We start from the raw sequence: 15,702 nt of genomic DNA on the forward strand, positions 1-15,702 counted from the left end.
CATATATATTTGTTAGTCTAAAGAGTAAGAATTCTATATTTATAACGCCTCTAAAGTGGTTTCTGAATGCTTTTATTTTAGCATTGAAAGATTACTCAAAATATTTTATAAAGAGTTCGTGAATGTCATTTTAACCGAAAGCATTTGTACTTCTGTTGTCAAAATTGTTCAAAATGGTTTGATAATGATTGATTATCGTTCGGGATATTCTATTAAAGGTCTTGATTACAGACTGATTTACTTTTTCCTGACATATGGCAACTCTAGCGATACAAATTATTTTGTCGGTTCTAATTTCAAAGATAGTTCTGAGCGCTTGGGTGTGGTTATATGCTTGATGAATATCAGGATATACTAATGTAGCTTCATAATAAAATCAAGAACGAGATGCTATCTTTAACATATGATACGAGAGAGAAAAATTTATAATCCAGGTTTCAAGACAAAAGCTTTTCAATTAAGCAAGGTAAGAGATAAAATCTAAGAATAAGATGGGAAACTTGGGATTTTACCTATCTTAATCTACAAATAGTGAAAAGAATGTGATTAATTTCGTGTATGTAGTTTTCCTGAAAATTTTTTAGCGAACACTAGAGTAAAAATGACTTATGAACTTTAGAAAAAGTTGAAAGATGCAGAACTTGAACTTGATATATAAAAATAGCAATCAGCATCTTTCCAAGTTCGGTCGATGAAATAAAGGGTCATTAATAATTGGGACGACCTATTTACGATTGAAAAATGTGCACGGTTAAAAGTTGTTTCTAGTGGATATTGTTCAATGCAGTTTAAGCAATAGGATAAATACTGAATGACCCTTGCTACAGTGAACAGGCGAAGCAAACAAATCTTGCTGCATGTAGATGGTAATAAGGAACAGAAACATTCAACGAAGATTGATTTTTCATTAGTTCACCAGTTTGAGCAAAGTAATATGGTTTGGTTCTGGTGTTCAATATGCAAATAAGAAATTTGCTAAAACAATTGAATTCTTTGGTATAATAAAAAGTTTATTAGAAAAGTGAACTGTGACTAACGCTTTGGGTGGATGCTTCTTTAAACCATTTAAAACAGAGTTATTCTAAGCTAATAAAACTCTTCACAAAGAGACAAATGAAACCAGAAACCTTCGGATACATCGAAATCTGGTACAACAAAAAAAGACGTTACATATTGCATTATAAAACAATTCGAGAATTGAATAATCATCTAAAATATCGCTTAAAATAAACTAATATTTTATTTGCATTTCCATAATTCCCCACAATTTTAAGTGTTGATCTACAGTTAATTTAATGCTACAAAGGCTAAAAATGAATTTGCAATGTTGATCCTTCTTGTTCTTCAATACGACAATATAGGATAGTTAACATATACCGCTACGAATGCATGACACTTTTTAAAGAATTTCTTTACCAAAACCATTTACGGTTCTCGTTCTAAATCCATTTCAGAGTCACTATTTTTCTTATCTGACACAAATATTTGAGGCTTATTTCGTAATAGTTATCACTCCAAGATTCCCATAATTCGGAACAAGTTGGCGTAGGATTGTAAATACCTATTTTCTAAATTTATTTGAGAAATCTGACTGGTAATCAAACTGTTTTCTCTACTGTTGATTAAGAATATTGAACTTTCGCCAAATGAAAAAAGACGTTCTTCTGACTGCAACATTGTGGAATAATCATTTACTAAGGCATCTGTAATTTCAATTTGATTTTGTAAAGTAGCTATTTCGGTTCTTCCTGCTTTCATTTTGTTGTCCAGTTGCAATCGTTCTAAGTTTAAATCCAGTTGTGAATCTTGTAATTTAAGTTTTGCTAAATTTAACGTTCCACGTTCTTTGCGTAGAAAAATTGGGAAAGTAAAATTGACACCTACTTTATAATCGGACCATCGGTAATTGTCAAAATAAGAGGGTTCTGACAAATAATAGTAACCTACGTCTAGTTTTGGTAAAAGCATATTTGCTTTGAGTTTTCGGTCTAACGTTAAAATGTCAATTTTTCGTTGCAACGATTGGATTTTTGGATGGTTGTCCGTGAGCACTGAATTGTTTTCGATACGATCAAAAGGCAAATCTTGAAAAATGTTGTTTTGTATGGCTTCATCAGGGATAATGTTTTCTTGTAGTTCGACTGGTACATTTTCAATCCATAAAAAAGTAGCAAGATCTAGTTTGGCTTTCATCAATTTTAATTCGGCCTCTTGCAAATTAATTTTTCGATTCTTGATGATAATTCCTGCTTCAATACTGTCAATCGCTGGCTTGTCGCCTTGTTCAATTAAGGTGATGATTCCTTTGTAACGTGTTTCAGCAAAAGTTAAATAATTACGGTACAATTTAAGTTCGTTGTAGGTTTTGAGCCAATCGAAATATACAACAGAAGCATCATATAAAACTTCTACTGCTGCAAGTTTTTGTTCGGCTTGTGACAGTTGCACTTGTAGTTTCCCTTTGCGCAAATCGGTCATTCGTTCATTTATCCACAATCCTTGACCCAATGGCAGTGTTACTCCCACTGAGGTTAAACCACTATTTGGAGTTGTCATTTGCGGATTGACATAAATCCCTTCTGCATTGTCAAAACTCGCTTTTACCTCAATTCCATACCACGTAGGAATTTTAAAACTGCTGTTTAAAAGGCTGTAATATTCGCTCCCCTTGAATTGTTTTTCTTCATAATCTACCTCGATTTTGGGATCGAATGCACCTCGGGCTTTCATTAATTCAGCTTCACCTTCACTGATTAATAAATTGGCTTGCTTGATTCTCGGATGAAATTTTTTTACATATCCCAAAAATTCAGGATAGGTTAGCACTTCAGAAGGTACTTCCTGACTTTGAAGGTTTCCGAAACTAAGGGAAACAAGAAATAACGAAAAATAAAATATGAAATTATTTTTTAGCAGTCGCATCATTGCCTGTTTTAGATTCATAATAATTAGGGGGAAATCCATTTAGAACCCGCCAAATTTCAAAGCCAATAGGAACTGTTTCCAGTAAAGCTATAGTTTGAGCACCAGCACCGATACTCAATTGTTTAGGCCATTTTGCTTCATTAGGATCTGGTGCAATCAAAATTCGGTACTTTCCATTTGGACTGATAAAGTTTTCGATAGCGACCACTCTTCCACCAAAAGTTCCGTAGGACATATCAGGCCAGCCGCTAAAAACGATAGTGGGCCAACCGTCAAACCATATTCGAACCCGTTCTCCACGTTTTAAGAGTGGTAAATCGATTGGATTTACAAAAGTTTCTACTGCAATTTCATAATTTGCAGGCATTATACTAACTACAGGAGTTCCTTCTTTTATCATTTCACCAAGTCCTGATTGAAGTGCACGGTTCACAAATCCATCTTGAGGCGCCTTGATATAATACATTCCGTTTCGAATACTGTAATTGGCATACTGATTTTGTAATTTATTTACTTGTGCTTCTGTATCAAATTGATTGCTCAAGGCGGTAAACTTATCGCTGTCTGCCTTAGAGATTTTCTCGCTATACTCCGCGTTCAAACGACTTATTTCCATTCGGGTATTCAAAATTTCGTTTTGAGAAGTCAATAATTTGTTTTCTTGCGTAATAATTTTTGCTTGAACTTCTTGCAGTTTCAAGCGTTTTTCTTCGACATCAGTTAAAGGTTTTAAACCTTCCTTTTCCAATTGGGTGGAACGATTAAATTGGGTAGTTGCTATCCTGAGTTGTGTTTTGACCGCTTCTAAGTCAATACTATCGCTTTTAATTTTCAGAATTCCTTGCTTAATTTTATTCTGTGCTTGTTGCAATTTTAGCATTTTTTCTTTCGAAAGCTCTGACATTTGTTTCTCTAATGCGCTTACTTTTCCGTCGTATGAATCAAAAGATAGTTTTTTAGCATCGACTTGGTTTTTTGTATTGGCAACCAAATTGGGATCTAAATAATCTTCTTTTACTTCTGAAATGAATAAAATAGTATCGCCTTTTTTTACAAAATCACCTTCTTGTACGTACCATTTTTCAATTCTACCTGCTATTCCGGTGTGAATAGTTTGCGGTCTTTGATTGGGTTTTAATGTGGTAACAGATCCTGTTCCTGAAATATTTTGTGTCCAAGGCAGAAACAAAAAGAGTACCGCAAAGATGCAACTGCCTAAAATCACTTTATTCAAGATTTTGTAGTGAGGCCGATTGTTCAAATCCTTCACCGTTTTATAGGTGCCAAGTGATTCGAGTTTTTCAGTGTAATTTTCGGTTATATTAAGCATGATTTATTTTTTTATCGTTGATAATTCGACCATTATCCATAACAATTGAACGAGTTGCTTTCTCTTGCCAGTACGGATTATTCGATGTAACTACAACCGTCCATTTGTGTTCAGGCTTGCAAATAAAATCGATAATCTGTCTCGCTGTGTCGTCGTCCATTTTTTCTGTAGGATCTTCATAAAAAATAACCTTTGGTTTTTTAACAATGCTCCTTGCTATCAAAATTTTCTGGGCATTAGAGGAGGAGAGTTGTTTTCCTTCCTGCAAAAGTTCGGTGTCCAAACCATTGGGTAATGTTCTAAAAAAAGACGTCAGTTGAGTAGCTTCCAGCGACCATTTAATATCTTCATCACTTACATTGGGATCGTTGAATGTAATGTTTTCGATAAGTGTTCCTTCAAAAGGTGTTTCTCCCGCTGTAATAGAAGCGATTTGGGAACGGTATTGCGTAATGTTTATTTTTCGAAAAGTATCATCGTTTACAAAAAATGCGCCGGAAGTAGGCGTTAAAATTCCCGATAATATTCGAATCAATGTGGTTTTTCCAGAGCCATTTCTGCCGCTCAAAATAATTTTTTCACCAGGTGTAATATGTAGCGAAATTCCCTTTAGCAGGTCGTCACTACTATTTGGAAAACGAAAACTTACATTTTCTAATTCTAAATTGATGGCTGTATAGCAGCTGCTGTAAGGCTTAGTGTTATCGGCTTCAAATTCCATATCTGCTACTTGTCCGATTTTTTCTAACGAGGTCAATACATCGTAAAAAGTTTCAAGTCCCAAAATAATTTTTTCGACTGAATTGATTACCAATAAAATAACAATTTCAGATGCCACGAACTGTCCAATATTCATTTGTTGCGAAATAACCAAGTAGCCACCCAACAGTAATAATCCAGCCGTAATTAATATTTTAAAGAATACCAATTGGCCAAACTGCCGTTTGATAACAGCAAAATGACTTTCACGGTTAACTAGGTATTTTGATATAATTGAATCGTTTTTATTCATTGCATACGCAAAATTGGTTTCATTTCTAAAACTCGATCGGTTCCGAGCAATTTCTTGAAGCCAGTCGGCGACTTGATACTTATACTTGGACTCTTTCAAACTGGTTTTAATTCCAGGTTGGTACGAAAATTTAAATATAAAATACAACAAGCCTACCAATAAAATACCAAAAACGATAAAAAACGGATGGTAAAGTGATAGTAAAATAATTCCAAAACCAATTTGCAGTAATGCAGCCGAAAAATCCATTAATATTTTCGAACTTCCTTTTTGAATGGTTATAGTATCAAAAAAGCGGTTGGCAAGTTCCGGAGGATAGACATTCGGATACAAATCGTCAAACTTGATTTTAGGTAATTTATACGCAAACTCGAAAGACGAACGAACAAATATTTTTTGTTGTAAGTTTTCGGTAATTCGAAGTTGCATAAAAGCCAAAAAACCAACAAGAGCAACACCTAAAACTACAAAAACCACCAAAACGATCCAGGAAACGCTTACACGTCCACTTTGGATAAAATTGATGATGGCTTGAACGCCAAGCGGTAATGATAAACTGACTAACCCCGCAAAAATGGCATAAAAAAATATTTGATAAATATCTTTTCGATCCATTTTTAATAATTTGAAAAATCGTGTGGAGGGATTCATATGCTGCTATTTATTAATCGTTGTGTCAAATCTATATAATAATCAGTAGGACTTACAAGTTCATTACAATTGGTTATGGAATGCAGATGTAAACTCAAAAAATGTTGGTGTAAAGAGCCTTCCACCATGTCCGAAACAAAACTTTTTGCATAAGGATAATCGGGTACTAATGGAGCAAGCATCGAGATAATCCGATAAATGATTCTATTATATACCGTAAAAAAACTTTCTCGAATTTCATCGTCTATTTGTTTCGTCAAAAATGTTTTGGTAAATTCCGTAATGATAATTCGGTTTAAAACGGATTCGTTTATATGTAGGGTAGTGGCATCATCTTCCACCTTTTCTGTTACTACGGTTATCGCCTTCATCAACTGTTGCTTTGGATCTGCAATATTGCTGGTCGAAAAAACCAATTTATATTCGATCCAACTCCAGTACCACGACGATAAGTATATCAGGAGTTTGTGTTTGTTATCGAAATAGCGGTATATAGAACTTTCGTTAGAACCAATTCGTTCCCCTAATTTTTTAAATGTAAAATGGTCAAAACCCAATTCATCAATTAAGTAGATGCTTTCTGTTAGAATTTTACGCCCCAACTCAGTAGTTTCGGGATCCTTTATATAAATAGCTGGATTAACCTGAATTTTAATATTAGCGAGTAATCGATCCATATTTAATATTTGTTGGCGCAAATATAATAGTAATACTTTCGTTTAATGTTTATTTACTATTATTTAACAGTTTTTTCACTAATAGTTATCGTACCAAGCAAATTTTTCTTCGATAATTCGGGCTTTATTCTCCTCTAAATAGGTAAGATAGGCCATTGTTACTGGCGAATGTTTCTTGTTTTTTAACCAAATTAAACTCCACATTGTTTTGATGGGCAAATTTTTTATGGGAATAATATGAAGGTCTTTATTCAAAAGTTCGTTTTTTAATCCGATAAGGGGCAAAATAGAACTTCCCATACCTGCAATAATGGCTTGTTTAACGGCTTCGTTACTTGTCAATTGCAGTCTTTTAGAAAATTTAATATCGTTTCTAAAAATAAATTCTTCCATAGTTTGCCGCGTTCCCGAGCCTTCTTCTCTAAAAAGTAACGTTAGTTTTTGGAATATTTCGCTAAGGTTGTCATCTTTTGCATAGTCAATTGGGTTGTTATTAATGAGATACAATTTGTTGGGTAGTAAATCCATTTGTTGGAGTTCTAATTTTTGAGGAATAATCGAAACCAGTGAGAAATCTACTTCGTTTTGTTCTAAATTTTGGATTACTGTTCTTTTATTGGTAACATCCAAAATCAGTTCGACATCTGGATGCAACTTTAGAAAATCGTTAAGAAAAAACGGAAGCACATATTTTGCGGTCGAAACTACGCTTATTTTTAACTTCCCTGTTAATTTATTTTTAAAAACAGCTGTTTTAAAATTTATTGCATGCACTTGTTCTAAAATACTTTCGGCCGCTACGGCAATTTCTTTTCCAAAGTCAGTAATATAAATTTTTCGTCCCATCACTTCAGTGAGAGGAATATCAAACTGCGATTGAAAATTTCTTAATTGTATGGAAACAGCCGGTTGGGTAAGATGCAATAGTTCTGCCGCTTTAGTTACACTTCCCGTTTGTGCAATTCTCAAAAAAATTTCCAGTTGGCTTAGGGTGTAATTCATAAAAATATTTAATAGATAGTATATCAAATATAAATAAAAATTTATTAATATCAGTTATTAGATTTGCCGCACAAATTAAATATTTATTCTAATGAGAAAAATCACTATTGCAAAAGGAGACGGCATTGGTCCAGAAATTATGGATGCTACTTTAAAAATTTTGAAAGCAGCAGGAGCTCAAATTGAAACAGAAGAAATCGAAGTAGGGGAGAAAGTATATCTTTCGGGAAATACCGCTGGAATTTCTAAAGAGTCTTGGGAGGTTATCAGAAGAAATAAAATATTTTTGAAAGCCCCAATTACAACTCCTCAAGGCGGGGGTTACAAAAGTTTGAACGTAACTACGCGAAAATTTTTAGGGTTGTATGCCAATATTCGGCCATGTATGAGTTTGTATCCTTTTGTGCCTACCAAACATCCCGTAATGGATATCGTAATTATCCGTGAAAACGAAGAAGATTTATATGCAGGAATCGAACACCAGCAAACGGATGAAGTAGTACAGTGTTTAAAATTAATCAGTCGTCCGGGTTGTGAGAAAATCGTTCGATACGCTTTTGAATATGCCAAACAATACGGTCGAAAAAAAGTGACTTGCTTTACAAAAGACAATATTATGAAACAAACAGACGGACTGTTTCATAAAGTTTTTGATGAAATTGCCGCCGAATATCCTGAAATTATAAACGAACATTGGATTGTAGATATTGGAGCTGCAAAATTGGCCGACACCCCAGAAATGTTTGATGTGATTGTAATGCCGAATTTGTACGGAGATATTTTATCCGATGTTGCCGCACAAATTGCAGGTTCTGTGGGTCTTGCAGGTTCTGCCAATATTGGTGAAGAATGTGCGATGTTTGAAGCCATTCACGGCTCGGCACCAAGGATGGTTAAAGATTCAGCCAATCCGTCTGGATTATTAGAAGGTGCAGTCATGATGCTCAATCATATTGGGCAAACAGAAGTTGCCGAAAAAATCCACAATGCTTGGCTAAAAACTATTGAAAGCGGCATTCATACTAAAGATTTATATCGAGAAGGTTCAAGTATAAAGCGTGTAGGAACAGCCGAATTTGCCGAAGCTGTAATTGCAAACTTGGGTCAACTCCCGGAAACCTTAAAGCAAGTAAATTACGAAAAAAATAGGAGTATCCAACTGCCAAAATACCAACGGGCTGCACCCGCTCAAAAAACACTTGTGGGTGTCGATTTATTTCTTGATTATAAAGGTTTGAATGCAAACGAGTTGGCAGACGATGTAAAGAAATTAGAAAAAAACAGCATCATTTTAACCATGATTACCAATCGCGGAATTAAGGTATGGCCGGAAGGCTTTGAAGAAACTTTTTGTACCGATCATTGGCGTTGTCGTTTTAAAACCAGCAACGGAAGCCCATTTTCAAATCAAGCAATTTTGGATTTGATGCAAAGAGCCATAGATACTGGCTTTGAGGTGATAAAAACCGAAAACTTGTACCAGTTTGCTGGTAAAGATGCTTATTCACTTGGTCAAGGACAATAAATGGAATCAAAAAGCAGGCTTTCATTACAGTTGAAAGTCTGCTTTAATAAATATATTAAATAATTATGGAAAAATTTAAACTAATTGATGGTTCGTTTTCAGTAAAAGAAACCAAGGAAATAATCACAAATTTACTAGAGTTTAAAATTCAATACCACGGCAAGCAAAATTTCAGTAATGAAATCCGTCGTGGCGAACAAGACGATCGCTCATTAACCCGGATGGAAAATTTGAGAGTGACAAAAGACGAGTTTTTAACTTATTTGGAAAGCCTTTCAGAAGCAGATACGCTTTCTATATTTGCGGAAATTCAGATTAAAAAATGAAATTATTTGAGAATAGAAACCTCTTGATTGTCACAAAACATGGTAAAGAAGCTGTTTTGCAACCTGTACTCGAAAGTAATTTAAAGGTAAAATGTTATGTAAATACGCTGCTAGATACCGATACTTTTGGTACATTCTCAGGTGAAATTGACCGAAAAGACGACGCCTTGACTACTCTGAAAAAAAAGTGTCTTGCGTCAATGTTGTTTTACAATGCCGACTTAGCTGTGGCCAGTGAGGGTTCTTTCGGACCACATCCTTCGGCTTTTTTTGCGTCAGCAGACGATGAATTGGTAATTTTAATCGACGTAAAAAACAAGCTTGAAATTATAGGAAGAAAGGTTTCGTTTGAAACTAATTTTGCTTCTTTGGAATGTTCCGATTTAGATTCTTTCATGAAATTTTTAAAACAAGTAAAGTTTCCTTCACACAAAGTTATTTTAAAAACTCCGGCAGAAAATGATGTAGAAGTCCACAAAGACATCGCAACTTTTGAAGAAGCGATTGCTGTTTTTGAACTTCTTGTCAAAAAGTTTGGAAAAGTATATGCGGAAACGGACATGAGAGCTATGAATAATCCTTCTCGAATGTATATTATTGAACAAGCTGCCGAAAATTTAGTTGAAAAAATTACTTCGTTGTGTCCAGAATGTAAGATGCCTGGTTTTTCAGTGTCGTCAGCGATACCTGGTTTGCAATGCAGCAGCTGTCACTTGCCTACGAAGTCTACTTTGTATCATTTGATATTATGTTCAAAATGCCAGTATTCCGAACAAAATTATTTTCCAAGTGGAGCTTCTTTTGAAGACCCGATGTATTGTGACAATTGCAATCCTTAAAAAATGACACTAATAAATTCAGATATCAATACGGCAAAGACTATTTTGGAAGCCAATGACCTAGTTGCGATTCCTACCGAAACTGTCTATGGATTGGCCGCCAATGCATCAAATGAAGAAGCGGTAAAAAAGATATTTATCCTAAAAAAACGTCCCGAATACAACCCATTAATTGTACACATTGGGGCGATAACTGATTTGGAAAAAGTAGCGTTTAATATTCCAACAGTTGCTTATAAATTAGCCAAGGCTTTTTGGCCTGGACCGCTAACCCTTTTATTAGAAAAAAAGGATATCATTCCCGATATTGTAACGGCTGGAAGTAAAAAAGTAGCGGTAAGAATGCCTAATCACCCCTTGACTCTAGAGCTTCTTAGGCAGCTTTCCTTTCCGTTAGCAGCTCCAAGTGCCAATCCGTTTATGTCCATAAGTCCTACAAAACCCGAACATGTCAAGTCATATTTTGACGGCTATTTAAAATTTATTTTGGATGGCGGGAGTTGCATTAACGGTATTGAATCCACTATAATTGGATTTAAAAATGACAAAGCCATTTTATATCGGGAAGGAAGTTGTGCTGTTTCTGAAATTGAAAAAATTACGGGGAAACTGCATTTTGTACCATCAGTATCCGCTCAACCGCAAGCGCCTGGAATGTTAAAAAAACACTATGCTCCGAAAACACCATTAGTAGTTACCTCAAACCACAGGAATTTACTTCTACAAAACAGCGGCAAAAAAGTAGGTGTTTTAACTTTTGCGAAGATCAAAGAAAATACAGAAAATGAAATATACAAATCGCTTACGCAAAATGAATCTCTCACAGAAGCAGCTGCAAGTCTTTATGCCACCCTCATTGAACTTGATGCTCTCGGTCTGGAACTCATCATTGCCGAATATGTTCCCAACAAGGGTATCGGAAAAGCCATTAATGATCGTTTAAGACGTGCTTCGTTTTTGTAAGGCTTACAATAAATCTACAATTCGCTCCAATGCCATTCCTCGTGAACCTTTGATTAAGATGCATTTATTTTCAAACTTTGTATTCAATAATGCATGCTGTAAATCTTCAAAAGTGGCGAAGAAATGAAAATGGTTAAGTTCTTTTTTTACATAAAAAAAATCCAATCCTACGAAGTAAAAAGTTATATCGGTGTTGTTTTCAACCGTCTTTACTAGGGCTTCATGTTCTTGTAAACTTTCGGTACCAAGTTCAAACATGTCTCCCAAAAATGCTATTTTATTGTTTTCGGGAAGTTGAGTAAAGTTTTGCAAAGCCACGGCCATACTACTTGGATTTGCATTATATGCATCAAGAATCAGTTGGTTTGAACCTTTTTGGCTCAATTGCGATCGATTATTGGTGGGGGAATAATTCTCTATGGCATTTTTAATCAAATCGGCGGTAACTTCAAAATATTGGCCTATGGTAATTGCAGCAATAATATTGTTTGCGTTGTAACTTCCCACTAATTGTGACTGAACTTCTACGTTGTTGTACGTTACGGAAACAAAAGGATCTGCATAAATTTCAGTTATGTATACGTTAGCATTTTTGTCCTTTGTAGAAAAAGAATAGTAAGAAATGGAGGTGCTGTGTTGTACTTGAAGTGCATCGTCTAAGTTAACAAACACTTTTTTATGATGGTCTTTTAGAAAATGATACATTTCACTTTTACCTTTTATCACTCCTTCAAATCCGCCAAAACCCTCTAAATGTGCTTTGCCAAAATTAGTGATGTATCCGAAATCGGGTTGAGCTAATCGACACAAAAATTCAATCTCTTTTTGATGGTTGGCACCCATTTCCACAATACCGATTTCCGTGGATTGATCAAATGATAGTAAGGTGAGAGGTACACCAATGTGGTTATTCAGGTTTCCAATTGTAGCCATTACCTTGAATTTTTGCGATAAAACAGCGTGAATTAATTCTTTGGTGGTGGTTTTTCCATTACTTCCTGTCAATGCGATGATCGGCAATTTTAAATAATTTCGGTGAAACTGAGCTAACTCTTGTAAAGTGGTTAAACTGTCATTTACTAAAATGGTTCGATGGTCAATAAAATAACTAGAATTATCGATAACTACATACAAAGCTCCCTTATCGAGTGCTTCTGCTGCGAAAGTATTGGCATCAAAGCGCTCTCCTTTTAATGCAACGAATAAACAATTTGCTGTAATTTTTCGGGTATCAATTGCAACAGAATTGCATTTTAAAAATAACTCGTGTAAAGTATTTATTTCCATGATGTGAACTTAGTAAAAACTATAAAAGCCCTAATTAAAGGGCTTTTATATCTATTGTAAAAAAAAATTAAATTTTAGTTTCGGGCACTTTTCTTAGTCGATTTTGGGCCAACACTTGACATTGCACAACGGAAACCGATATAATCAGTAGCCATATCTTGTGGGAAATATCTTCTCTGTGCAGGATCTAACCAATAAGCTCTATCTCTCCAAGATCCTCCTTTATAAACCCGAACATTGTTATTAATTAACGTTGTTCTCTTGTTTGAAGTATCATATTTTCTAACCATATTGTCCAAGCTATCTACCGATACGTTGTGCACAGGTGAATCGTACATCCTCTTTTTGTTTTTTGCCGGATCAGCATCTGCATCTTCTTCAGAACCAAAATCAAAATAACGTGTAGATTGTTTATCTCCGTCTCTATAATCTCTGTTATCGCTAGTAGAGAAATTTTGACGTAAATAGGTTTCTTTTTCATCAATTGGCACTTGAGCAATTTGACCGGGTAAATTTCGAGCTACAATTCTACCATTCGCTAAAGTATCGTAGGCAATATTGTCAGAAGTAACCAATTCCACTGTTCCGTCTTCTCCAATTTTGTTTTTCGTGTAGATATTTCCTCTGTAGTAGTTGAAGTCATTTCCTTCATCATCCACCATAGGACGGTAAACATCGGCAACCCATTCAGAAACATTTCCAGCCATATCATACAATCCAAAATCGTTTGGCGGATATGATTTGACTACATTGGTAATATCAGCACCATCATCTGACCATCCTGCAATTCCACCATAATCTCCTTTACCTTGTTTGAAGTTGGCCAATTGATCTCCTTTAACTTTTCGCTTTCCACTTCTGGTGTATGAGCCTCTCCAAGGATATTTCTTTTGTCCTTTATACAAGTTGTATTCTCTGTTACCTACATCTGAAGCTGCAGCATATTCCCATTCCGCTTCAGTAGGAAGTCGGTATTCTGGGTTAATTAATCCAGAGCTTCTTGTTGCATAAACATTAGTGGCTTCTTTTGGTTCACCAGCAGAATTTTTACCTGCTTTTGCTTTTCCGTTTTTGCCTTTAAGGACAATTTCTTCGTTTCCACCAAAAGCTTTTGAAGGGGTGTTAATATAGGTTTCGGTACTAAAATTGTTTTCAGCAGTTACATCATTGATTTTTGCATCTCTCTTCAAGTAACCGGCTTTTTCCAAAGTAGCTTCGTTTACACGTTCGGTTCTCCATTTTGCAAATTCACTTGCTTGAATCCAGTTTACACCTACTACCGGATAGTATGCATATGCAGGATGTCTCAAGTAATTATTGGTATACGTTTCTGCATATCCCAAACGGTTTCTCCATACTAGTGTATCAGGAAGTACACCGTCGTAAATGTTTTTATAATTTTCATCTGTTGGAGGGAAAACTGTTTTTGTCCAGAATAAATATTCGGCATACATAGCATTTGTTACCTCAGTTTCATCCATATAGAATGATTGTACGTGTTGTTGTGATGGCGTATTGTTCCAATCGTGCATCACATCATCTTGAACTTTACCCATTGTAAATGTCCCACCTTCTACCAATACGAGACCTGGAGCAGCTTGTTGCTTCTTGTAATTCGTATTGTATTGGAAACCCCCTTTTTTATCGTTGATTTTCCAACCTGTAGCTGATGAGGCATTTTTCGAGCTGGAATTCTTGCTACAGCTAGAGAAACCAACCACTACCGCTAATGATAACATCAGCTTAACCGTCATAATTTTGTTTACTTTCATACTTTGAGTAGGTAATAAATTTCGTGGCGCAATATAATAATTAAGGTTTAAATTGCAACAACTTTTTATAAATAATAACAAAAAACCAAATAAATGTTTTCCATTCAGAATTAGAACGTAAAATTAATTGAAATATTATTCATTTGAACAATCTAAATCATTTAATTTTACGATTTTGTAATAATTTTGTACTAGTAGCGTTTTTAAAACAATGAAAAAAATAATTTTTATACTCTTGTTCGGTTCTTGTCTTGCCACTGCTCAAGTGAGCGGTTCTTTTGTTATTGATTGGAAAGATAATTTAAGTTATTCTATAGGAGATGCAAAGTTTAATGTACCCCAATTTAATTATGAAAATTTCTCGTTTGACGAGGTAAATAAATCGTTGGAGTTTCGTCTTAATGTTCCTATATCTAATAGTATAAATCCTAATTCATTACGGATTTCAAATGTTGTTTATGAAACGATAACCCAACTTGGCGATTTATCCATCAGTAGTATTCCAACATCAATTTCTGAGAGAGCAATTCCTGTTAAAGCTCGGAACGACCAGTTTGTTCACATTTTTTTTGCTCCTATTATTAAGTCTAAATCCGGCTTTCAAAGAGTTAAATCATTTGATTACAGTTTGGAACGTGGTGCTTCAAATGAGTTTTCTGCTCGAGGTGGTTTTGATGAAGTGGCTAATTCTGTTTTATCCACTGGAGATTGGTACCGCTTTTACGTTGAGAAATCAGGTGTTTATAGATTGTCGAAATCTTTTTTGCAACAATTGGGGTTAAACCTCAATAATGTAAATCCGCAAAGCATTAAGATTTATGGAAACGGGGGTCGGATGATACCACTCAGTAATGCCGTTGATTATCCATCCGATTTGGAAGAAAATGCAATTCAAATTGTGGGTGGGGAAGATGGTAGTTTCGACAATAACGATTTCATCTTGTTTTATGCCGAGGGTCTTGATAATTTTAGTCAAGAAAATTTCACACATTTAAATCTATACGATACCAAATCCTATTATTATATCACTACTCAAGGAGCTAACGGAAAACGAATCGCTACAATGCCAACGATTACGGCACCTGCCACCGCAATTACAACGTATGACTCCTATAGTTTTCACGAAAGGGATTTAGTAAATATTGCACGTTTAGGTCGAAGATGGTTTGGCGATGATTTTAGTTTTAATAACGAACAAACGTTCGATTTCAGTTTGCCAAATTTTACAACTGATGCTCCCTTAAACGTTCGTGTAGTTGCAGCAGCAAATTCGCTCAATAGTTCCGTTTTGAATGTAAAAGTGAACGGTACAGATGCAGGTAATTTAGCATTTGCCGGTATTGGAGCTGCCGCAGGAGTTGGTTTTGTAGAGAATTCAAGTGTTTTTTCGGTT

At 35.1% G+C, this 15,702-nt stretch carries 12 protein-coding genes and 1 pseudogene; 5 read left to right on the forward strand and 8 right to left on the reverse strand.

Translation table 11 applies throughout. The features are described from left to right. Positions 1-130 precede the first annotated feature (130 nt). From ACIQ2X_RS06435 to ACIQ2X_RS06460, 6 genes are all read right to left on the reverse strand, one after another. Positions 131-343 carry a transposase gene (locus tag ACIQ2X_RS06435; protein ID WP_396178113.1) on the reverse strand — a complete coding sequence of 71 codons (213 nt, stop codon included), beginning with the start codon at positions 341-343 and terminating at the stop codon, positions 131-133. A 1,166-nt stretch (positions 344-1,509) separates the two neighbouring features. Then, positions 1,510-2,943: a TolC family protein gene (locus ACIQ2X_RS06440; protein WP_396178102.1), complete on the reverse strand. Its 1,434-nt coding sequence runs from the start codon at positions 2,941-2,943 to the stop codon at positions 1,510-1,512. Then, the gene (locus tag ACIQ2X_RS06445) at positions 2,903-4,255 is read right to left on the reverse strand and encodes an HlyD family secretion protein (RefSeq protein ID WP_396178103.1); all 1,353 of its coding nucleotides are present in this window, start codon (positions 4,253-4,255) and stop codon (positions 2,903-2,905) included. The genes ACIQ2X_RS06440 and ACIQ2X_RS06445 overlap by 41 nt, the downstream gene beginning before the upstream one ends. Then, the gene (locus ACIQ2X_RS06450) at positions 4,248-5,918 is read right to left on the reverse strand and encodes a peptidase domain-containing ABC transporter (protein ID WP_396178104.1); all 1,671 of its coding nucleotides are present in this window, start codon (positions 5,916-5,918) and stop codon (positions 4,248-4,250) included. The genes ACIQ2X_RS06445 and ACIQ2X_RS06450 overlap by 8 nt, the downstream gene beginning before the upstream one ends. Further along, positions 5,915-6,595: a TetR/AcrR family transcriptional regulator gene (locus tag ACIQ2X_RS06455; protein WP_396178105.1), complete on the reverse strand. Its 681-nt coding sequence runs from the start codon at positions 6,593-6,595 to the stop codon at positions 5,915-5,917. Before ACIQ2X_RS06455 ends, ACIQ2X_RS06450 begins: the two co-directional genes overlap by 4 nt. A gap of 78 nt (positions 6,596-6,673) precedes the next feature. Next, positions 6,674-7,597 carry a LysR family transcriptional regulator gene (locus ACIQ2X_RS06460; protein ID WP_396178106.1) on the reverse strand — a complete coding sequence of 308 codons (924 nt, stop codon included), beginning with the start codon at positions 7,595-7,597 and terminating at the stop codon, positions 6,674-6,676. Positions 7,598-7,688: 91 nt separating this feature from the next. Between ACIQ2X_RS06460 and ACIQ2X_RS06465 the strand changes: the two genes are divergently transcribed. From ACIQ2X_RS06465 to ACIQ2X_RS06480, 4 genes are all read left to right on the forward strand, one after another. Next, on the forward strand, positions 7,689-9,122 hold the full coding sequence (locus ACIQ2X_RS06465; RefSeq protein WP_396178107.1) for an NADP-dependent isocitrate dehydrogenase: 1,434 nt from the start codon (positions 7,689-7,691) through the stop codon (positions 9,120-9,122). Between the two features lie 65 nt (positions 9,123-9,187). Continuing rightward, the gene (locus ACIQ2X_RS06470) at positions 9,188-9,448 is read left to right on the forward strand and encodes a hypothetical protein (protein ID WP_396178108.1); all 261 of its coding nucleotides are present in this window, start codon (positions 9,188-9,190) and stop codon (positions 9,446-9,448) included. Next, complete coding sequence (locus ACIQ2X_RS06475) at positions 9,445-10,287, forward strand: DUF6671 family protein (protein WP_396178109.1); 843 nt, start codon at positions 9,445-9,447, stop codon at positions 10,285-10,287. Before ACIQ2X_RS06470 ends, ACIQ2X_RS06475 begins: the two co-directional genes overlap by 4 nt. A 3-nt stretch (positions 10,288-10,290) precedes the next feature. Beyond that, positions 10,291-11,250: an L-threonylcarbamoyladenylate synthase gene (locus tag ACIQ2X_RS06480; protein WP_396178110.1), complete on the forward strand. Its 960-nt coding sequence runs from the start codon at positions 10,291-10,293 to the stop codon at positions 11,248-11,250. A gap of 3 nt (positions 11,251-11,253) precedes the next feature. Here ACIQ2X_RS06480 and murF read toward each other — a convergent pair whose 3' ends face one another. Together murF and gldJ are read right to left on the reverse strand one after the other, a co-directional pair. Then, positions 11,254-12,537 (reverse strand): UDP-N-acetylmuramoyl-tripeptide--D-alanyl-D-alanine ligase, encoded by a 1,284-nt coding sequence (gene murF, locus ACIQ2X_RS06485; protein WP_396178111.1) that lies wholly within the window; start codon positions 12,535-12,537, stop codon positions 11,254-11,256. A 74-nt stretch (positions 12,538-12,611) separates the two neighbouring features. Further along, on the reverse strand, positions 12,612-14,309 hold the full coding sequence (gene gldJ / locus ACIQ2X_RS06490; protein ID WP_396178112.1) for a gliding motility lipoprotein GldJ: 1,698 nt from the start codon (positions 14,307-14,309) through the stop codon (positions 12,612-12,614). Positions 14,310-14,520: 211 nt separating this feature from the next. Here gldJ and ACIQ2X_RS06495 point away from each other — a divergent pair. Continuing rightward, a pseudogene (locus ACIQ2X_RS06495) lies at positions 14,521-15,702 on the forward strand (peptidase C25); the annotation flags it as partial.

Source organism: Flavobacterium sp. (genome assembly GCF_044368625.1).
Classification (GTDB): Bacteria; Bacteroidota; Bacteroidia; order Flavobacteriales; family Flavobacteriaceae; genus Flavobacterium.

Coding starts and splice junctions, on each gene's coding strand:
- ACIQ2X_RS06440 (WP_396178102.1), bottom strand. CDS start 2,943: ATGAATCTAAAACAGGCAATGATGCGACTGCTAAAAAATAATTTCATA.
- ACIQ2X_RS06445 (WP_396178103.1), bottom strand. CDS start 4,255: ATGCTTAATATAACCGAAAATTACACTGAAAAACTCGAATCACTTGGC.
- ACIQ2X_RS06450 (WP_396178104.1), bottom strand. CDS start 5,918: ATGAATCCCTCCACACGATTTTTCAAATTATTAAAAATGGATCGAAAA.
- ACIQ2X_RS06455 (WP_396178105.1), bottom strand. CDS start 6,595: ATGGATCGATTACTCGCTAATATTAAAATTCAGGTTAATCCAGCTATT.
- ACIQ2X_RS06460 (WP_396178106.1), bottom strand. CDS start 7,597: ATGAATTACACCCTAAGCCAACTGGAAATTTTTTTGAGAATTGCACAA.
- ACIQ2X_RS06465 (WP_396178107.1), top strand. CDS start 7,689: ATGAGAAAAATCACTATTGCAAAAGGAGACGGCATTGGTCCAGAAATT.
- ACIQ2X_RS06470 (WP_396178108.1), top strand. CDS start 9,188: ATGGAAAAATTTAAACTAATTGATGGTTCGTTTTCAGTAAAAGAAACC.
- ACIQ2X_RS06475 (WP_396178109.1), top strand. CDS start 9,445: ATGAAATTATTTGAGAATAGAAACCTCTTGATTGTCACAAAACATGGT.
- ACIQ2X_RS06480 (WP_396178110.1), top strand. CDS start 10,291: ATGACACTAATAAATTCAGATATCAATACGGCAAAGACTATTTTGGAA.
- murF (WP_396178111.1), bottom strand. CDS start 12,537: ATGGAAATAAATACTTTACACGAGTTATTTTTAAAATGCAATTCTGTT.
- gldJ (WP_396178112.1), bottom strand. CDS start 14,309: ATGAAAGTAAACAAAATTATGACGGTTAAGCTGATGTTATCATTAGCG.